The sequence below is a fragment of the Enterobacter cloacae complex sp. ECL352 genome, assembly GCF_020149545.1.
GTDB lineage: Bacteria > Pseudomonadota > Gammaproteobacteria > Enterobacterales > Enterobacteriaceae > Enterobacter > Enterobacter asburiae_B.
This window is the reverse complement of the sequence record NZ_CP083709.1, coordinates 530,080-549,062: the sequence shown is the minus strand read 5'-3', so window position 1 is coordinate 549,062 and position 18,983 is coordinate 530,080. Positions and strand designations below refer to the sequence as shown.

Genomic DNA, 18,983 nt, shown 5'->3' with positions numbered 1-18,983 from the left:
GGCTGTTTATCGTGAATTCACTCTATACCGCTGAAGGTGTAATGGATAAACACTCGCTGTGGCAGCGTTATGTCCCGCTGGTGCGTCACGAAGCATTGCGCCTCCAGGTGCGCTTGCCGGCGAGCGTGGAACTCGACGATCTGCTACAGGCGGGCGGTATCGGGTTATTGAATGCAGTTGACCGATACGACGCTCTGCAAGGAACGGCATTTACGACTTACGCAGTTCAGCGTATTCGTGGTGCGATGCTGGACGAGCTGCGCAGCCGCGACTGGGTGCCGCGCAGTGTTCGCCGCAACGCGCGCGAAGTGGCGCATGCGATGGGGCAGCTGGAACAGGAACTGGGACGTAACGCAACGGAAACCGAAGTGGCGGAACGTCTTGGCATTGCTGTTGAAGAGTATCGTCAGATGTTGCTCGATACCAATAATAGCCAACTCTTCTCATATGACGAGTGGCGAGAAGAGCATGGCGATAGCATCGAGCTGGTGACGGACGAGCACCAGCAGGAAAACCCGTTACACCATTTAATGGAAGGGAATTTACGCCAGCGCGTCATGGAGGCTATTGAAGCTCTGCCTGAACGCGAACAGCTGGTATTGACCCTTTATTACCAGGAAGAGCTTAACCTCAAAGAGATTGGCGCTGTTCTGGAGGTGGGAGAGTCGCGGGTGAGCCAGCTGCACAGCCAGGCCATTAAACGCTTACGAACCAAGCTGGGTAAGTTATAGGTGATTGATTCACCTTAAAAATGCCGCACAACGTATTGACAACCAGGAGTTATCATGACGGTGCAGCAATCTAAAAGACGGCCTTTAAGCCGCTACCTGAAAGACTTTAAACACAGCCAGACGCATTGCGCCCACTGTAACAAGTTACTCGATCGTATCACGCTGGTTCGCCGGGGCGAAATCGTCAATAAGATTGCGATTTCGCGTCTCGACACGTTGATGGACGAAGCAGCATGGCTCGAAGAGCAAAAAGAGTGGGTGGCGCTTTGCCGTTTCTGTGGGGATCTCCACTGCAAAGAGCAAAGCGACTTCTTCGATATTATCGGCTTCAAACAGTTCCTGTTTGAACAAACGGAGATGAGCCACGGCACCGTTCGCGAATATGTGGTTCGCCTGCGCCGCCTTGGACAACATCTGACCGTAAACAATATTTCTCGCGATCTGCTGAAAACCGGTTATCTGGATGAAAATCTGGAGCCGTGGCTGCCTGCGACCAGCACCAACAACTACCGAATTGCGCTGCGCAAGTATGCGCAATACAAGGTACAAATGCCCGGTGCCATAAAGCAGAAAGCCCACGCCGGAACAACTTCTGATATATATTAAAAAAGAATAAGATGTAGCGCAGTCGCCTTTGACGTTGCAGGCGATTTCTCTACACTACGTAAAAATTCCACTATATCGGGGTATTTATGAAATTTGCACTTCTGGGTCGTCAGGCGCTGATGGGTGTTATGGCCGTTGCGCTGGTTGCGGGTATGAGCGTGAAAACGTTCGCCGCAGAAAACCTGCTGAATAAAGTAAAAGAGCGCGGTACGCTGCTGGTCGGGCTGGAAGGAACCTATCCTCCGTTCAGCTTCCAGGGCGATGACGGTAAGCTGACCGGTTTTGAAGTGGAGTTTGCTGAAGAGCTGGCGAAGCACCTCGGCGTTAAAGCGTCGCTGAAACCGACCAAATGGGACGGTATGCTGGCGTCGCTGGACTCCAAACGTATTGATGTGGTGATTAATCAGGTGACCATTTCTGACGAGCGTAAGAAGAAATATGACTTCTCTACGCCGTACACCGTGTCCGGTATTCAGGCGCTGGTGAAGAAAGGCAACGAAGGTGGAATTAAAACTGCCGCGGACCTGAAAGGGAAGAAAGTCGGTGTCGGTCTGGGTACCAACTACGAAGAGTGGCTGCGCCAGAACGTGCAGGGCGTGGATATCCGCACCTATGATGATGACCCAACGAAATACCAGGATCTGCGCGTGGGCCGTATCGACGCCATTCTGGTTGACCGCCTGGCCGCGCTGGATCTGGTGAAGAAAACCAACAATACCCTGGCGGTAGCGGGTGATGCGTTCTCTCGTCAGGAATCAGGCGTTGCCGTTCGTAAAGGTAATGAAGACCTGGTCAAAGCGATTGATTCCGCGATCTCTGACATGCAAAAAGACGGCAGCCTGAAGGCGCTCTCCGAGAAGTGGTTCGGTGCAGACGTCACGAAATAAATTTCTGCCGTAAAAAAAGGCGCTTTTAAAAGCGCCTTTTTTATTTCTTTCGCGTCTGCGTGCATAATGAAAAATATCACATTTTGTCAGAGTTACCGGAGAACCCATGTCACTACAGAATTTAACGCGCTTTCCCCGCCTGGAGTTCATCGGCGCGCCGACGCCGCTGGAGTATCTGCCGCGATTTTCTGATTATTTAGGGCGCGATATTTTTATCAAGCGCGACGACGTGACGCCGATGGCGATGGGGGGCAATAAGCTGCGCAAGCTGGAGTTTCTGGCGGCTGATGCACTGCGCGAAGGCGCGGATACGCTCATTACCGCCGGGGCTATCCAGTCCAACCACGTTCGTCAGACGGCGGCAGTGGCGGCAAAGCTCGGGCTCCACTGCGTGGCATTGCTGGAAAACCCGATTGGCACGCGGGCAGAAAACTATCTGACCAACGGTAACCGCCTGCTGCTGGACCTGTTTAACGTGCAGGTCGAAATGGTGGATGCGTTGACCGACCCGGTCGCCCAGCTCGACGAGCTGGCGACGCGCCTGGAAGCACAGGGCTTCCGCCCCTACGTTATTCCCGTCGGCGGGTCGAACGCGCTGGGCGCGCTGGGGTATGTGGAAAGTGCGCTGGAAATCGCGCAGCAGTGCGAGGGCGCGGTGAGCCTCTCCTCCGTGGTTGTCGCGTCCGGCAGTGCGGGCACGCATGCCGGGCTGGCGGTGGGGCTGGAACAACTGCTGCCGGACGTCGAGCTGATTGGCGTAACGGTGTCCCGCAGCGTCGCGGATCAGAAGCCGAAAGTGGTCACTTTACAGCAGGCGGTAGCCGCGCAGCTGGAGCTGAAGGCCAGGGCCGACATTCTGCTCTGGGATGACTATTTTGCGCCGGGTTACGGCACGCCTAACGAAGAGGGCATGGAAGCGGTGAAGCTGCTGGCGCGCCTCGAGGGGATACTGCTCGATCCGGTCTATACCGGCAAAGCGATGGCCGGACTGATTGACGGCATTGCGCAGAAACGCTTTAAGGATGAAGGGCCGATTTTATTTGTCCATACCGGCGGGGCGCCTGCGCTGTTTGCCTACCATCCTCATGTCTAAAAATCAGGTCGAAAAATAATAATGCAAGAAAGTATTCAACTGGTTATTGATTCTCTGCCCTTTCTGCTGAAAGGTGCGGTATTTACGTTACAGCTCAGTATCGGCGGGATGTTCTTCGGGCTGGTGCTGGGATTTGTGCTGGCATTAATGCGCATGTCACCCGTCCTGCCGGTACGCTGGCTGGCGCGCTTTTATATCTCCGTCTTTCGCGGTACGCCGCTCATCGCCCAGCTCTTTATGATCTACTACGGCTTACCGCAGTTTGGTATCGAGCTGGATCCGATCCCCGCAGCGATGATTGGTCTGTCGCTCAATACCGCGGCGTACACGTCAGAAACCCTGCGAGCGGCGATCTCTTCCATTGACAAAGGGCAGTGGGAGGCGGCGGCCAGTATCGGGATGACGCCTTGGCAGACGCTGCGTCGGGCCATTCTGCCGCAGGCGGCGCGCGTGGCGCTTCCACCGCTGAGCAACAGCTTCATTAGCCTGGTAAAAGATACGTCCCTGGCGGCAACGATTCAGGTACCGGAACTGTTCCGTCAGGCACAGCTCATTACCTCGCGCACGCTTGAAGTCTTTACCATGTATCTGGCCGCCTCGCTGATTTACTGGGTGATGGCGACGGTGCTGTCTGCTCTGCAAAACTACTTCGAAAACCAGCTTAACCGCCAGGAGCGTGATCCAAAATGAGTGCTATCGACGTCAAAAACCTGGTGAAAAAATTCCACGGTCAAACGGTGCTCCACGGGATCGATCTTGAAGTAGAGCAGGGTGAAGTGGTGGCGATTATCGGACCAAGCGGTTCGGGAAAGACGACGCTGCTGCGCAGTATTAACCTGCTTGAACAGCCGGAAGGCGGCACTATTCGGGTAGGGGAGATAACGATTGATACCGGGAAATCCATTAGCCACCAGAAAGGGTTAATTCGCCGCCTGCGCCAGCATGTCGGCTTCGTTTTCCAGAACTTTAATCTCTTCCCGCACCGTACGGTGCTGGAGAACATTATTGAAGGGCCGGTCATTGTAAAAGGTGAATCGAAAGAGGACGCGACGGCGCGCGCGCGCGAACTGCTCGCTAAAGTCGGGCTGGCGGGGAAAGAGACCAGCTATCCGCGCCGTCTGTCGGGCGGCCAACAGCAGCGCGTGGCGATAGCGCGCGCGCTGGCGATGCGTCCTGACGTGATCCTGTTTGATGAACCGACCTCTGCGCTCGATCCGGAACTGGTGGGTGAGGTGCTGAACACCATTCGCCAGCTGGCGCAGGAAAAACGGACGATGGTGATCGTGACGCATGAAATGAGCTTTGCACGCGATGTGGCTGACAGAGCCATCTTCATGGATCAGGGACGGATTGTGGAGCAGGGGCCAGCGAAAAACCTGTTTGCTAACCCTCAGCAGCCGCGAACCCGTCAGTTCCTTGAAAAATTCCTTATGCAGTAGCATTTTTGCACTAATTTGCTCCAGAAATTTAGGCTGGAGCAAATTATTCTCCCTTCGGGGGCAGTCGTTTGTTTTTTTATTCCATCCGGCCCGGATAAACCTTATCAATAGTAAAGTTAATTGTGCTAATGCCGATATTTTGTAGTTAGAAAAAAGTTTTATGTGTTAGGTTATATTCACCATAATAATGATTATCTTTTCAGAGGCTTCATTTAGTAAGTATGAAGGATTCAGACTTTTTCACCTGGCGACGGGATTGCTCCCTCCGGTTTCAGGAATTGACCTGTGTCGACGAGGTATATCAGGAATTACAGCGACAAACTCAGACGCTTGAATTCCATTGTTACTCGCTCTGCGTGCGCCATCCCGTGCCGTTTACCCGGCCTAAGATCTCTGTGCATACCACTTACCCAAAGCAGTGGATGGCGCAATATCAATCCGCGAACTATTTCGCTATTGATCCGGTCTTAAAACCGGAGAATTTCATTCAGGGTCATTTACCCTGGACAGACGCATTATTCGCTGACGCGCAGGAATTATGGCACAGCGCGCAGGACCACGGTTTACGCGCGGGAATAACGCAGTGCCTGATGCTGCCTAATCATGCGCTTGGCTTCCTGTCTGTTTCCCGTACTAGTGTACTGGAAGGGCCGTTTGCCCGTGAGGAAATAGAACTGCGGCTGCAAATGCTGGTGCAAATGGCCTTAACTTCTCTGGTGCGTTTTGAAGATGAGATGGTCATGCCACCCGAAATGAAATTCAGCAAACGCGAGCGCGAAATTCTGAAATGGACTGCGGAAGGGAAGACGTCAGCGGAAATAGCGATCATTCTCTCTATCTCAGAGAATACCGTTAACTTCCATCAGAAAAATATGCAGAAGAAATTCAACGCGCCTAACAAAACCCAGATTGCGTGCTACGCGGCGGCAACGGGACTGATCTGAAGGGATAATACGTTCTGCGTGACAGACGAGCAAACGGCTGAATGCACTGCATCCAGCCGTTTTTTGTTACTGGCGGTAGGCTTGTTTGATTTGCTTAACGGTGTTAGCAAATACCGCAGATTCAGCCTGGTCTTCCATCTCCGCGATTTGTTTTTCCATTTTAATGATCACACGACCGGCATCCGCCTGGCCCATCGCCTGCAGCATCAGCGTCAGCAGTGCTTTCAGGCAGTTTACTTCCTGTGCCAGTTCCTGGTTATTCTCCGCAGTGGCAAATTCAGGTGTGCTCATTTATTTTCCTCATTATTTAACGGCGCTAAAGCGCGACGACGAAAGTCAAGGCGGCGGAGTATACCACAAGCTGCAGCAAAAAATGCAGCGGTTGTTTTTCGTACTTTTACGTTGATGTTTAATTGCGTAAACAGAACGTACCGGTAAACTAAACCGCCGTGAAAGTCTATTAATTGTTTATGCCCGGTTCGCTTGCCGTTAATTATTGTTACAAAAATTTGAGATCTGTTTTTTTGCAGGAAAAGCCTGCAAGTTTTTTGTAACTTTTTGAATACAGATGCTTAAAAAAAGCTGCAAAAGCCCTGAATGCATGGTCTCTCATTCCACGGACTGTACAGCCTAATTTCCAAAAACGAGAGCAAAATCGAATAGCCGGTTTTTTAACGTTTTAATCTTGCGAGGAAAACCGTTAATATAAACCAAATTATCACTCAGTAGCGTTATCCCTATTCTGGAGACATTTCCTTTGATCAACGTCCTTCTTGTTGATGACCACGAACTGGTGCGCGCAGGGATACGACGCATTCTTGAAGATATTAAAGGTATTAAAGTTGCCGGTGAGGCGTGCTGCGGCGAAGATGCGGTAAAATGGTGCCGCACAAACTCGGCCGATGTGGTACTGATGGATATGAACATGCCCGGTATCGGTGGCCTTGAAGCAACACGCAAAATCGCGCGTACCTTTGTTGATACCAAAGTCATCATGCTGACCGTGCATACCGAAAACCCACTGCCCGCGAAAGTGATGCAGGCGGGCGCAGCGGGCTACCTGAGTAAAGGTGCTGCGCCGCAGGAAGTCGTCAATGCAATCCGTTCCGTGTTTGCCGGACAGCGCTACATTGCTTCCGACATTGCTCAGCAGATGGCGCTGAGTCAGATCGAGCCCGAGAAAACCGAATCACCGTTTGCCAGTTTGTCCGAGCGTGAATTGCAGATTATGCTGATGATCACCAAAGGTCAGAAGGTGAATGAGATCTCGGAACAGCTGAATCTCAGCCCGAAAACGGTGAACAGCTATCGTTACCGGATGTTCAGTAAACTGAACATTCATGGCGACGTCGAACTGACGCACCTGGCCATCCGGCACGGTTTGTGTAATGCGGAGACGTTGTTAAGTCAGTGAGTGATGTGTTCGATTCAAAAGCATTTCTGAAAACCGTAACCAGCCAGCCTGGCGTCTATCGCATGTATGACGCTGGCGGTACGGTTATCTACGTGGGGAAGGCAAAAGATCTTAAAAAACGCCTCTCCAGCTATTTTCGCAGCAACCTGGCCTCCCGTAAGACCGAAGCGCTGGTCTCACTCATTCAGAATATTGATGTCACCGTCACGCACACCGAGACAGAAGCGCTGCTGCTTGAGCACAACTATATAAAGCTCTACCAGCCGCGCTATAACGTTCTGTTGCGTGATGATAAGTCCTACCCGTTTATTTTTCTGAGCGGCGATACCCATCCGCGCCTCGCGATGCACCGCGGTGCAAAACACGCCAAGGGCGAATACTTCGGGCCGTTCCCTAACGGCTATGCCGTGCGTGAAACGCTGGCGCTGCTGCAAAAAATCTTCCCTATCCGCCAGTGTGAAAACAGCGTTTACCGTAACCGCTCGCGCCCGTGCCTGCAGTACCAGATTGGACGCTGCCTGGGGCCTTGCGTGGAAGGGCTGGTAAGTGAAGAAGAGTATGCCCAGCAGGTGGATTATGTGCGCCTGTTCTTAGCCGGAAAAGACGATCAGGTCTTAACGCAGCTGATCGCGCGGATGGAAAAAGCCAGCGCCGCACTCGAGTTCGAAGAGGCCGCGCGTATCCGCGACCAAATCCAGGCGGTGCGCAGAGTCACTGAGAAACAGTTTGTCTCGAATACCGGTGACGATCTCGACGTCATCGGCGTAGCCTTTGACGCCGGGATGGCCTGCGTGCACGTGCTGTTTATTCGCCAGGGCAAAGTGCTCGGCAGCCGCAGCTATTTCCCGAAAGTGCCCGGCGGTACCGAACTGGGTGAAGTGGTAGAAACCTTTGTCGGCCAGTTCTATCTGCAGGGAAGCCAGATGCGCACGCTGCCTTCTGAGATCCTGCTCGATTTTAATCTTGACGATAAAACCCTGCTGGCCGATTCGCTCTCTGAACTGGCGGGTCGCCGGGTCAATGTACAAACCAAACCGCGCGGCGATCGTGCGCGTTATCTGAAGCTGGCGCGAACCAACGCGGCGACGGCACTCACCACGAAGCTTTCGCAGCAGTCGACGGTCAACCAGCGCTTAACGGCCCTGGCGACGCTGCTGAAGCTTCCGGAAGTGAAACGGATGGAGTGTTTCGACATCAGTCACACGATGGGGGAACAGACGGTGGCGTCGTGCGTGGTGTTTGATGCGAATGGCCCACTGCGCGCCGAGTATCGCCGCTACAACATCACCGGGATCACGCCGGGCGATGACTATGCGGCCATGAATCAGGTGCTGCGTCGTCGCTATGGTAAAGCCATAGAAGAGAGCAAAATTCCGGATGTGATCCTGATTGACGGCGGGAAAGGGCAGCTCGGCCAGGCGAAAGCGGTATTTGAATCGCTTGATGTCAGCTGGGATAAAAACCATCCGCTGCTGCTGGGTGTTGCAAAAGGGGCCGATCGTAAGGCCGGTCTGGAGACATTGTTCTTCGAGCCGGAAGGCGAGGGCTTCAGCCTGCCGCCGGACTCCCCGGCGCTGCACGTCATCCAGCATATTCGCGATGAATCACACGATCATGCCATCAGCGGTCACCGCAAAAAACGGGCGAAGGTGAAAAATACCAGTAGCCTGGAAACGATCGAAGGCGTGGGGCCAAAACGTCGCCAGATGCTGCTGAAATATATGGGCGGATTGCAAGGATTACTCAACGCCAGCATGGAGGAAATTGCAAAAGTGCCGGGTATTTCGCAAGGGCTGGCAGAAAAGATCTACTACTCGTTGAAACATTGAGGGCTCTGTAGCAACATAGAGCTAAATTTTACTGACAACAAACAGTTACCGTCATTATGCAATTTAATATCCCTACGTTGCTCACTCTCTTCCGTGTCGTACTCATCCCGTTCTTTGTACTGGCGTTTTACCTGCCGGTCGTCTGGGCACCTTTCGCCTGCGCATTGATCTTCCTGATCGCAGCGGTCACCGACTGGTTTGATGGCTATCTGGCCCGTCGCTGGAATCAAAGCACCCGTTTCGGTGCCTTCCTCGATCCGGTGGCAGACAAAGTGATGGTCGCTATCGCCATGGTGCTGGTAGCCGAGCACTATCATACCTGGTGGGTAACCCTGCCCGCGGCAACCATGATCGGCCGCGAGATCATTATCTCTGCACTGCGCGAATGGATGGCGGAACTGGGGAAACGCAGCAGCGTGGCGGTCTCGTGGATTGGTAAAGTCAAAACGACGGCGCAGATGGCGGCGCTGGTCTGGATGCTCTGGCGTCCGAACGCCTGGGTTGAGTGGGCGGGAATTGGTCTGCTGTGGGTAGCGGCAGTGCTGACGCTGTGGTCCATGCTGCAATATTTGAACGCTGCGCGCGGGGATTTGCTTGATCAGTGATCGTTTCGCCGTAATTTTCAGCAAACGATCCAGGGATGCAAAAAATAACGTTGACTCATAACGTCATATCAGTAGAATGCAACGCATCGAACGGCGGCACAGTAAGCCGGACGATAATGAAATCAAGTGGTTAGATGTTTACTTGATGACATGCGGGAATAGCTCAGTTGGTAGAGCACGACCTTGCCAAGGTCGGGGTCGCGAGTTCGAGTCTCGTTTCCCGCTCCAGATTAAAGACATGCGCAGTAGCGGGTGTCAGTTTGAAAAGTTTTACGGCGCGTTAGCAAAGCGGTTATGTAGCGGATTGCAAATCCGTCTAGTCCGGTTCGACTCCGGAACGCGCCTCCACTTTCTTCCCGAGCCCGGATGGTGGAATCGGTAGACACAAGGGATTTAAAATCCCTCGGCGTTCGCGCTGTGTGGGTTCAAGTCCCACTCCGGGTACCATGGGAAACAAAGAATAATCAAAGCAATAAGCAGTGTCGTGAAACCACCGAAAGGTGGTTTTTTTGTGCCTGTAATTTCTGTTCACTTTTTTCGTCAGCTTGACTCGCCACAGGAAAAGGACAATCCTGTCCCGTACACTCTACATCAACCATTTTTCCTTTTTTATTAAATAGATAGTCATGTTTAAAGACGGTTGTGTTTTAGTCGAGTATCTTCAAGTTTCGAATGAAACACGGTTCGCATAAATTGATGCAAATCAAACTGATTTAAGTTAATGCATTTCTAATATTAATTAATTCGCGCAAAAAAATAATAGTGATGTATCTTAGCCGTAGCGAGAAGACGTTTAATTTGATAATTGCTGGTGGCGATTCGCTATATTGTCGGATCAAACCGTCAGTCTTATGTTCACGGGGTTAAGTCCTGGCAAGGAATGTCTTTACCAGAAACACACCTATCTCAGTTAACAAAATGTATATTTTACAATAACAAGAAGCCGTATCCCTATCGGGAAAGACTCTAGATTTTAAAAGAATTGGATAATTAAAAATGAAAAAAATAATGATAGCTGCTTTTTTATCAGTAGTGATGACGGGATGTGCTAATAATCCTAACGCCTCTGACTATGAATTATGTCAGGCTATGAGCGGTGACACGTTCACCAGCGGGTCGGAAGCGGCTCAAATGATGCAAGCCAGAATACAGGCGGGCACTTCTACGGTCAGTGCGGCAGATTGTGCGGCTATTGCACAAAGTACGGCAGCAGGATGGCAACAAAAGGCGGCTAACCTGAATGCAGCTAGCGCTGCATATAATCAAAGTATTCAACCTAAACCTACCCTGGAAACTAATTGTAATCCGACTATAAACGGCGGTTTTACCTGTACGCAGCAATAATGAGTCCTTATAGCTTAACTTTGTGATAAAACGCGTTATTCACAATCCTCATCGTTCGCGCTATATGGGTGCAAGTCCCATCCGGGTTCCATGATAAACAAAGAATAATCAAAACAATAAGCAGTGTCGTGAAACCACCGAAAGGTGGTTTTTTTGTGCCTGAAATCCGCCAGTCACACCCCACCCAAATACGCCTTCCTCACCTCCTGATTTCCCAGCAGCTCCTCGCCGCTGCCGCTCAGCCGGATCTGCCCGTTAACCATCACATACCCGCGGTCGGAAAGCTTCAGCGCGTGATGCGCATTCTGCTCCACCAGAAAGATGGTCATGCCGTTGCGGGCCAGCTCGCGCAGCGTCTGGAAGATCTGTTTCACCACAATCGGCGCCAGACCGAGGCTCGGTTCATCCAGCAGCAGCAGCTTCGGACGGCTCATCAGCGCCCGGGCGATCGCCAGCATCTGCTGCTCTCCGCCGGACATGGTCATCGCGCGCTGCTTGCGTCGCTCCTTGAGGCGAGGGAAGAGGTCGAACATGGTTTGCATATCCTCAGCGGCAAACTGGCTGCCGATGGGGATGGTCCCCATCAGCAGGTTCTCTTCAACGGTCATATCCGGGAAAATTCGTCTGCCTTCCGGCGCCTGCGCAATGCCGCCGGACGCGACGTAGTGGGTGGATTTATGGCTGATATCTTCACCGCCGAAAAGGATCTGTCCGCTGCGAATGCGGGGCTGGCCAAAGATGGACATCAGCAATGTCGATTTACCCGCGCCGTTTGCGCCAATCAGCGCCACGGTTTCACCTTTATTGACTTCGAGGGAAACCTGTTTAAGCGCCTGAATGGCGCCATAAAACACATCCACCTCGCGAAATGCCAGCAGCGGTTCGCTCATAGGTTGACCTCGCTTTCATCCGTACCCAGGTAGGCGGCAATGACCTTTTCATCATGCTGGATCTGCTCGGGTTTTCCCCTGGCAATAACATCCCCGTGGTCGAGCACGATAATGTCGTCCGAAATCTCCATCACCATCCCCATATCATGCTCAATCAGTAATACCGTGATGTCATGATGATCCCGCAGAAAACGAATAATGCTGCTGAGCTTATGCGTTTCAACCGGGTTAAGCCCGGCGGCGGGTTCATCCAGACAGATCATTTCCGGGCCGGTGCACATTGCTCGCGCAATTTCCAGACGCCGCTGCTGGCCGTACGACATCTCTCCCGCCAGACGATTGGCGCACTCCACCAGATCCACCACTTCCAGCCAGTAGAAGGCCCTGTCCAGGGCGTCGCTTTCCGCGCGCCGGTATGCCGGCGTATTTAAGATCCCGGCGAGCAGATTGCGGTTAACGCGCATATGCTGCGCAACCAGCAGGTTTTCCACGACCGACATCTCGCGAAAAAGACGGATATTTTGAAACGTGCGCGCCAGCCCTGCGCGGTTGACCAGATGCGTTCCGCCGAACATTTTGTAGAAAAGACGCTGCCCGAACTGCGCGGGGTTAATCCAGTCTCCCGGCTGGAATTTTTGTCCGAGCACCTGAATAACGTTGGTCGTTTTATGGCGGGTATTAAATAAAATGTTGCCTCCGGAGGCCCTGTAGAAGCCCGTCAGGCAGTTAAACACGGTTGTTTTTCCCGCCCCGTTTGGCCCAATCAGGGCGGTAATTGAGCCACGCTGTACGTCCAGGTTGACGTCGTTTAGCGCCTTAATCCCGCCGAAGTGCATCATAAGATGTTCAACGCGTAATATCGTTCCGTTCATGGTGCGACACCCTTACGCACGGCGAACCCGCTGCGGTTAATGCGGATCAAACCGCGCGGACGCCAGATCATCATCACCACCATGAGCATGCCAAACAGCAGGACGCGGTACTCGGCAAAACTGCGCAGCAGTTCCGGCGTTACGGTGAGCACAAAAGCGGCCAGCACTACGCCAAGCGTCGAGCCCATCCCGCCCAGCACCACGATGGCGAGGATCAGCGCCGATTCAAAGAAGGTAAAGGAGGTCGGGTTCACGAACCCCTGATAGGTGGCGAAGAACACCCCGGCAATGCCCGCGGTCGATGCGCCCAGCGTAAAGGCCGACAGCTTAACCAGAACATGATTTAACCCCATTGAGCGGCACGCTATTTCGTCTTCACGCAGGGCTTCCCACGCCCGACCAATCGGCATCCGCGTCAGGCGGTGCTTGATATAGAGCACCAGCATCACCACCAGGAACAGCACCGCGTAGATAAAAATAAACTTCATGTTCGGGTTGTAGGTCAGGTGGAAAAACTCGTGGAAGGGCACGCCGCCTTCTTTCGCGCGTCGTCCAAATTCCAGACCGAAAAAGGTGGGGGGAGGGGCCGAGACGCCGTTTGGTCCGCCGGTGAAGGTCAGCCAGTTGTTCAGTATCAGGCGAATGATCTCCCCGAACCCGAGTGTGACGATGGCCAGATAGTCACCGTGCATGCGCAGTACCGGGAAACCGAGCAGGGCGCCTGCGGCGGCGGCCATAATTGCCGCCAGCGGCAGCATGCTCCAGAAGCCTAAGCCGAGATACTGGTATCCCAGCGCCAGACCGTACGCACCAATTGCGTAGAACGCGACATATCCCAGATCCAGCAGACCGGCCAGACCCACGACGATATTCAGCCCCAGACCGAGAAGCACGTAGATCAGCCCGAGAATGGCGACGGTCAGCACATATTTCGTGGCGACAAACGGAAAGCAAATCGCAAGGGTAATCACCAGAGGAATAATCCAGCGCATGCGGCTTTTGTATTCCGGTGGCCGGACATATACGCCCGCGCTATCGGCTTCGAAGCGTGACTGGAAACGGGCGCCCGCGGCGGTACCTAAAAAGGCGCTCAACAGAAAACGCCCGAGCATGACGATGCCGACCATCCAGGCCAGCCGCTGCCCGGCGAAGTTAAAGCTGTAACCGTCCAGCACCACGCCCGCAATGGGGCCGAAAATAATCAGCGCAATCAGCCCGGAAAAAATCGCGTCCAGCATGCAGCGTTTAAGTGAAAAACCGTGTGACGTCATCATTCTCTCCCTCACACTTTGGCCACAATCGGGCGCCCAAGCAGCCCCTGGGGACGGAAAATAAGGATCATGACCAGCAGGCCGAACGAAAAGACATCTTTATAGTCTGAGTTCACCATGCCCGAGAACTGGGCTTCCGCCACGCCCAGGATAAGGCCACCGAGCATGGCGCCGGGGAGGGAGCCGATGCCGCCGAGTACCGCCGCAGTAAAGGCTTTAATGCCGATCACGAACCCGACGTAGAAATCAAAGGTGCCGTAATTCATGGTGATCAGCACGCCCGCCAGACCGGCCATCGCCGCGCCGATGACGAAGACCAGTGAAATAATCCGGTCGGTGTTAATGCCCAGAATGGAGGCCATCTTACGATCCTGTTGTACCGCGCGGCACATCCGGCCCAGCCGGGTATGGTTGATAATCCAGGTGAGCACCAGCATGCCGGCAAACGAGGCAACCAGAATAAACACTTTGGTGTAGGTTATCTGTACGAACCCGTCGCCCAGATGCAGGCGAATCACGCCGTCCAGCATGGTCGGCACCCCTTGCTGGCGCGGACCCTGGCTCAGCTGCGCGTAGTTTTGCAGAATAAGAGACATCCCAATGGCGGAGATCAGCGGCGCCAGGCGCGTCGAGTTGCGCAGCGGCTTGTAGGCGATACGCTCGATGGTCCAGCCGTACACCCCGGTTACCACGATGGTGAACACCAGCGTCCCGAGGATCAGCAGCGGGAACGACTGCAGACCGAAGAACGAGAGCAGCGCCAGGCCGATGGCGCAGAGATAGGCGGAAATCATATACACTTCGCCGTGGGCGAAATTGATCATCCCGATAATGCCGTACACCATGGTGTAGCCGATGGCGATTAAACCGTAGACGGAGCCCAGCGTTAAGCCATTGATTAACTGTTGCAGGAAGAATGTACTCATCTTAGCGCGCTCGTTTTATAGGCTGCGCGATGCGCGCAGCCTGATGTTTATTACGCGCCGACGGGCAGGCCCGCCGACGTTGAGCGTGACTCCGTCCCGTTACTGCACTTCCTTATATTTGCCTTTGTCGTCCCACTGATAAACCACGTAGTCAGACACTTTCAGATCGCCCTTGCTGTCCCAGGCTTTTTTGCCCATCACCGTGTCGACGGAATTGGCTTTAAGCCACTCGCTGGCTTTGGCGGAGTCCTTGCCGCCGGTGGCCTTGAAGGCTGCGGCAATGGCCTGTACGGAGGCATAGGAGTAAAGGGTGTAACCTTCCGGCTCGAATTTACCGGCGCGGAATTTCTCGATAACCGCTTTACCGTCCGGGATAAGGCGCGGATCTTTACCGAAGGTCATGTAAATGCCGTTGGTGTATTGCGGGCCACCCGCGGCGGTCACCATCTCTTCGTTGACAATGCAGTCGCCGGAGAAGAATTTCGCCTGCACGCCCTGTTCACGCATCTGGCGAACCAGCGGACCGGCTTCCGGGTGACAGCCACCGAAGAACACGACGTCCGGTTTTTGCGCGCCGATCTTGGTCACCAGCGCGTTAAAGTCTTTCTCACCGCGAGATAACCCCTCATACATCACATCCTGAACCCCGCGTTTCGCCAGCGCCGCTTTGGTGGCGTCAGCCAGACCCTGACCATAGGTGTCTTTATCGTGAATAATCACCACGCGTTTGGCTTTCAGCTTGTCGATGATGAAGTCGCTGGCAACCTGACCCTGCTGGTCATCGCGTCCGCACATGCGGAACATATCGCTCATGCCGCGTTCGGTGATCAGCGGGTTAGTTGAGCCGGGGGTAATCGCAATAATGCCCGCGTCGCTATACACCTCGGAGGCGGGCATTGTGGAAGAGGAGCAGAAATGGCCGACCACGGCGTTGACTTTATCCTGGTCAACTAAACGGTTGGCGACGGCCACGGCCTGCTTAGGCTCGCAGGCATCATCCCCCTGAACCAGTTTGATCTTCTCGCCGTTAATGCCGCCTGCGGCATTAATGTCTTCAGCGGCCTGCGTTGCGCCGTGCCAGTACTGATCGCCATAGGTGGCATTCGGACCCGTGAACGGCCCGGCCACGCCAATCACAATATCTGCCCGGGCGGAAAACGCCGTCACCAGGCAACCGGCCAACACAAGAGAAAGAGGAGTTCTGATTAATTTCAGCGACATTATTATGTTCCTTAGCAAAGAGGTTTTTGCACCACGGCGTAAACCCGAACGCCCGACGGCGCAGCCAATCCGAAACACGAGCAAGAACAAAATGCACTAAACGAACAAGATACAGACGGCATCCTGCATATTACGGCGAGATTTCCCTGCGCAGAGGCGCGCGAAGAACGTTAAGCAAAAACGTTGCCAGAATGGTTAACCCATTGACGGGCATGCGACATGTTTGAGTATAGAGCGCCGCGTTATGCCGCCTTGCGGGAGGAGAAGAAATTACAGCGGAGATCACATATCGTTAACAATAAAGCCCATAAGTTGTGCAAAGGTCACGATTTGCACGTTTTTGCAGCAATAAAGACCTAAACTTCAGCCCGGAGAGGCGTGAGATATGTGTTAGGATCGTTTCCTTTTGCAGGAGTATCAGCGATGACTGAAGGCCCATTGAATGAAAGCGAAATGGCGTGGCTTGAAGAGACGTTAATGTCTTACGGTCATGATGACGCGTCCGTGATTGACGTGTCCGAACTGGACGGCATGCTTACCGCAGTGCTTTCCGGTCCTGTTGTCGTTGAGCCAGATGCCTGGCTGGTGGCGGTGTGGGGTGGCGAGAAGTACATTCCGCGCTGGAAAAACGATCGTGAGATGAATCGTTTTATCGATCTCTGCTTTAAGCATATGAACGATATTGCCGAGCGCCTGAGCGAGTACCCGGATCAGTTTGAACCGATGTTTGGTTATAACGACGTGGATGGTGAGAGCTATACCGTGGTGGAAGAGTGGTGCTATGGCTATATGCGCGGCGTGGCGCTGACGGACTGGTCAGCCCTGCCGGAAGCCCTGAAGGCCGATCTTGACGTGATTGCCCTGCACGGGACGGAAGAGAACAGCGAAAAGCTGGATGAACTGTCCGAAGAGGAGTATATCGCCAGCATCGAAAGCATCCAGCCTGCGGCACTGCGTCTATATCAATACTGGGTAAACAACCCGCAGCAGCCGGAAGTGAAGAAGCCGACGGTGAACGGCACGAAGGTCGGGCGTAACGATCCGTGTCCTTGCGGCAGCGGGAAGAAGTTTAAGAGCTGCTGTTTGCACTAATAAAAAAGGGGCTGATGATTGCCCCTTTTTTATTTAACCCACTTCCGGCAGCATCCCGGCTGCAATCAATACCTGCACCAGAATAATCACCACCCCACAGCCAAACACAACGCACAGCAGCGGTTTTCCTCCCGCCACGCGATATCCCTGCTGAGGATGCTGCTGGCGGCTCTTCCACGCCAGCAGGGAAGGGAGCAGCAGGGCCAGGATAGAGAGCGCCACCCCTGCGTAGCCCAGCGCCATCACAAACCCGCGTGGGTAAAACAGCGCAAAAGCGAGCGGCGGCAGGAAGGTGATGGCCCCCGTCTGCAACCGTCCGGCCGCGGTATTGCGACGCTGGAACAGGTCGGCCAGATAATCAAACAGGCCGAGCGCCACGCCCAGGAACGAGGTTGCCAGCGCCAGGTCGGCAAACAGGTGTACCGCCAGCTCCACGTGCGGGGAGGTAACAACCTCGCGCAGTGCCAGCAGAAAACCGTTCAGGCCAGCGTGTTGCGCCATCAGCCCAATAAAGGTCGAAGAGTCAATGCTGCCCAGCGTCACCAGCTGCCAGAAAATATAGGCGATCAGCGGGATCGCGCTGCCGATTACAAAGACGCGACGCAGCTTGCGGATATCGCCGTTCATATAGCTGACGATGCTCGGCACGCTGCCGTGGAAGCCAAACGAGGTGAAAATGACCGGGATCGCGGAGAGCGCCAGCCCTTTTTCCAGCGGCAGCGTCAGCAGGTTGACCTTGTGCACGTGCGGCGCCAGCAGCACCAGCATGACGATCAGGAAGAGAATTTTGGCGCTGAACAGAAAGCGGTTAAAAAGATCGACCAGCGATGTCCCCACGCAGACCACGCCGCCGCCGATGAGCGCAAAGAAGATAGCCCCCGTCGCCGGGGTGATGTCAGAGCCAAACCAGTCGTTGACGCTTGAGGCGATGAGTTCCCCGGCGCCGCTGATATAGGCGGCGGTCAGAGCGTACATCAGGAACATCATGCTAAAGCCGGTTATCCACTGGCCGTAGCGTCCCAGATAGCGCGCCGCAAGCGAACCCAGACCGGTGTCGGCGGGCACGTGCTGGTAAACTTCAAGCAGAAGCAGGGCGGTGTAGCACATCAGCGCCCAGAGCGTACCCAGCAGCAGCAGGGTCATGCCAAATCCCACGCCCGCGGCTGCCAGGGGCATTGCCAGCATTCCTGCGCCAATCGTCGTTCCGGCGACGATAAAAATACTTCCCAGGGTTCTGTTTTTCACGCTTTCCTCTACAACGATGCTTAACCGCGACAAAATCTGCGGCGCAGAGTAAGGGAAAAGCCGTAACTCGTCAAATCACCGTTACAAGTAGTGTAATGAATTATTTACGAACTGCTGGCGCTCTGACCCTTTTTAGGCGCAGGCCTACTTCATAAGGGCAATGTTGCCAGGCGACATTCCGGCGTAACGTAAACAATAAATATAAATTATCAAATTAAGTGAGGGTTTTATGGCAGGGGAGAATCCCTTTACCGCGGCATGGAGCCGGGGAGGCAACCTGTTGTGCCATGGCCACTGGATAATTAGCTGGCAGAACCAGCCCCTGATACTTCCCGAGTCCCGCCGCGAAAAGGATATGGGCACCTGGGCAATCTATTCGATTATCGATCCTGAAGATGAAACCTTTGCGCAAGGCTTACAGGAAGATGAGTGGATCGTTGAGAATGTCGACTGGTTAACGGATATGTTCTTCGAGGTGGGGATTCCGCTGGAGACCTCCAGCTACCGCTATTTTTACCAGGCCGTGAATCCCCATGACTGGCGCTGCACCAGCTGTGCGGGCTGTATGTAAATT

The 18,983-nt window shown here is 53.9% G+C and carries 20 protein-coding genes and 3 tRNA genes; 16 read left to right on the top strand and 7 right to left on the bottom strand.

The window, feature by feature from the left end:
- Positions 1–11: 11 nt before the first annotated feature.
- The 7 genes from LBF07_RS02585 (at position 12) to sdiA (ending at position 5,700) form a co-directional block, all read left to right on the top strand.
- Positions 12–731, top strand: a complete 720-nt coding sequence (locus tag LBF07_RS02585; RefSeq protein ID WP_014170714.1) for an RNA polymerase sigma factor FliA — start codon at positions 12–14, stop codon at positions 729–731.
- Between the two features lie 54 nt (positions 732–785).
- Positions 786–1,337, top strand: a complete 552-nt coding sequence (gene fliZ / locus LBF07_RS02580; RefSeq protein ID WP_008500339.1) for a flagella biosynthesis regulatory protein FliZ — start codon at positions 786–788, stop codon at positions 1,335–1,337.
- Between the two features lie 86 nt (positions 1,338–1,423).
- Positions 1,424–2,224, top strand: coding sequence for a cystine ABC transporter substrate-binding protein (gene tcyJ / locus LBF07_RS02575; protein WP_094933964.1), 801 nt, complete (start codon positions 1,424–1,426; stop codon positions 2,222–2,224).
- 106 nt (positions 2,225–2,330) lie between these two features.
- Positions 2,331–3,317 carry a D-cysteine desulfhydrase gene (gene dcyD / locus LBF07_RS02570; RefSeq protein WP_094933963.1) on the top strand — a complete coding sequence of 329 codons (987 nt, stop codon included), beginning with the start codon at positions 2,331–2,333 and terminating at the stop codon, positions 3,315–3,317.
- A gap of 21 nt (positions 3,318–3,338) precedes the next feature.
- Positions 3,339–4,007 carry a cystine ABC transporter permease gene (tcyL, locus tag LBF07_RS02565; RefSeq protein WP_063143665.1) on the top strand — a complete coding sequence of 223 codons (669 nt, stop codon included), beginning with the start codon at positions 3,339–3,341 and terminating at the stop codon, positions 4,005–4,007.
- Positions 4,004–4,756 (top strand): L-cystine ABC transporter ATP-binding protein TcyN, encoded by a 753-nt coding sequence (tcyN, locus tag LBF07_RS02560; protein WP_094933962.1) that lies wholly within the window; start codon positions 4,004–4,006, stop codon positions 4,754–4,756. The genes tcyL and tcyN overlap by 4 nt, the downstream gene beginning before the upstream one ends.
- A 221-nt stretch (positions 4,757–4,977) precedes the next feature.
- Positions 4,978–5,700, top strand: a complete 723-nt coding sequence (sdiA, locus tag LBF07_RS02555) for a transcriptional regulator SdiA (RefSeq protein ID WP_094933961.1) — start codon at positions 4,978–4,980, stop codon at positions 5,698–5,700.
- Between the two features lie 66 nt (positions 5,701–5,766).
- Here sdiA and LBF07_RS02550 read toward each other — a convergent pair whose 3' ends face one another.
- A complete protein-coding gene (locus LBF07_RS02550) occupies positions 5,767–5,991 on the bottom strand; it encodes a DUF2594 family protein (protein ID WP_008500345.1) in 225 nt (74 codons plus the stop codon).
- Between the two features lie 466 nt (positions 5,992–6,457).
- On the opposite strand from LBF07_RS02550, the gene uvrY reads away from it, so the two are divergent.
- The 7 genes from uvrY (at position 6,458) to LBF07_RS02515 (ending at position 10,892) form a co-directional block, all read left to right on the top strand.
- Positions 6,458–7,114 (top strand): UvrY/SirA/GacA family response regulator transcription factor, encoded by a 657-nt coding sequence (uvrY, locus tag LBF07_RS02545; protein ID WP_013096026.1) that lies wholly within the window; start codon positions 6,458–6,460, stop codon positions 7,112–7,114.
- On the top strand, positions 7,111–8,943 hold the full coding sequence (gene uvrC / locus LBF07_RS02540) for an excinuclease ABC subunit UvrC (protein ID WP_032658637.1): 1,833 nt from the start codon (positions 7,111–7,113) through the stop codon (positions 8,941–8,943). Before uvrY ends, uvrC begins: the two co-directional genes overlap by 4 nt.
- 56 nt (positions 8,944–8,999) lie before the next feature.
- Positions 9,000–9,548, top strand: coding sequence for a CDP-diacylglycerol--glycerol-3-phosphate 3-phosphatidyltransferase (pgsA, locus tag LBF07_RS02535; RefSeq protein WP_028019572.1), 549 nt, complete (start codon positions 9,000–9,002; stop codon positions 9,546–9,548).
- A gap of 152 nt (positions 9,549–9,700) precedes the next feature.
- Positions 9,701–9,776, top strand: a tRNA-Gly gene (locus LBF07_RS02530).
- A 46-nt stretch (positions 9,777–9,822) separates the two neighbouring features.
- A tRNA-Cys gene (locus LBF07_RS02525) sits at positions 9,823–9,896 on the top strand.
- Between the two features lie 12 nt (positions 9,897–9,908).
- Positions 9,909–9,995: transfer RNA gene (locus tag LBF07_RS02520), tRNA-Leu, on the top strand.
- Between the two features lie 549 nt (positions 9,996–10,544).
- Positions 10,545–10,892: a hypothetical protein gene (locus LBF07_RS02515; protein WP_126327672.1), complete on the top strand. Its 348-nt coding sequence runs from the start codon at positions 10,545–10,547 to the stop codon at positions 10,890–10,892.
- Between the two features lie 173 nt (positions 10,893–11,065).
- Here the strand turns inward: LBF07_RS02515 and LBF07_RS02510 are convergent, their stop codons facing one another.
- From LBF07_RS02510 to LBF07_RS02490, 5 genes are all read right to left on the bottom strand, one after another.
- On the bottom strand, positions 11,066–11,782 hold the full coding sequence (locus LBF07_RS02510) for an ABC transporter ATP-binding protein (RefSeq protein WP_094935629.1): 717 nt from the start codon (positions 11,780–11,782) through the stop codon (positions 11,066–11,068).
- Positions 11,779–12,654 carry an ATP-binding cassette domain-containing protein gene (locus tag LBF07_RS02505; RefSeq protein WP_039263773.1) on the bottom strand — a complete coding sequence of 292 codons (876 nt, stop codon included), beginning with the start codon at positions 12,652–12,654 and terminating at the stop codon, positions 11,779–11,781. Before LBF07_RS02505 ends, LBF07_RS02510 begins: the two co-directional genes overlap by 4 nt.
- Positions 12,651–13,925, bottom strand: coding sequence for a high-affinity branched-chain amino acid ABC transporter permease LivM (gene livM, locus LBF07_RS02500; protein WP_094935630.1), 1,275 nt, complete (start codon positions 13,923–13,925; stop codon positions 12,651–12,653). The genes LBF07_RS02505 and livM overlap by 4 nt, the downstream gene beginning before the upstream one ends.
- A gap of 11 nt (positions 13,926–13,936) precedes the next feature.
- On the bottom strand, positions 13,937–14,851 hold the full coding sequence (locus tag LBF07_RS02495) for a branched-chain amino acid ABC transporter permease (protein WP_023312278.1): 915 nt from the start codon (positions 14,849–14,851) through the stop codon (positions 13,937–13,939).
- A 99-nt stretch (positions 14,852–14,950) separates the two neighbouring features.
- Positions 14,951–16,072, bottom strand: a complete 1,122-nt coding sequence (locus LBF07_RS02490) for a branched-chain amino acid ABC transporter substrate-binding protein (RefSeq protein ID WP_033145885.1) — start codon at positions 16,070–16,072, stop codon at positions 14,951–14,953.
- 423 nt (positions 16,073–16,495) lie between these two features.
- Here LBF07_RS02490 and LBF07_RS02485 point away from each other — a divergent pair, with 423 nt between their 5' ends.
- Positions 16,496–17,164 carry a YecA family protein gene (locus tag LBF07_RS02485; protein WP_029741940.1) on the top strand — a complete coding sequence of 223 codons (669 nt, stop codon included), beginning with the start codon at positions 16,496–16,498 and terminating at the stop codon, positions 17,162–17,164.
- A 33-nt stretch (positions 17,165–17,197) separates the two neighbouring features.
- Here LBF07_RS02485 and tyrP read toward each other — a convergent pair whose 3' ends face one another.
- On the bottom strand, positions 17,198–18,409 hold the full coding sequence (tyrP, locus tag LBF07_RS02480; protein ID WP_024909783.1) for a tyrosine transporter TyrP: 1,212 nt from the start codon (positions 18,407–18,409) through the stop codon (positions 17,198–17,200).
- Positions 18,410–18,638: 229 nt separating this feature from the next.
- Between tyrP and LBF07_RS02475 the strand changes: the two genes are divergently transcribed.
- Positions 18,639–18,980, top strand: coding sequence for a hypothetical protein (locus LBF07_RS02475; protein ID WP_039263769.1), 342 nt, complete (start codon positions 18,639–18,641; stop codon positions 18,978–18,980).
- Positions 18,981–18,983: the final 3 nt, after the last annotated feature.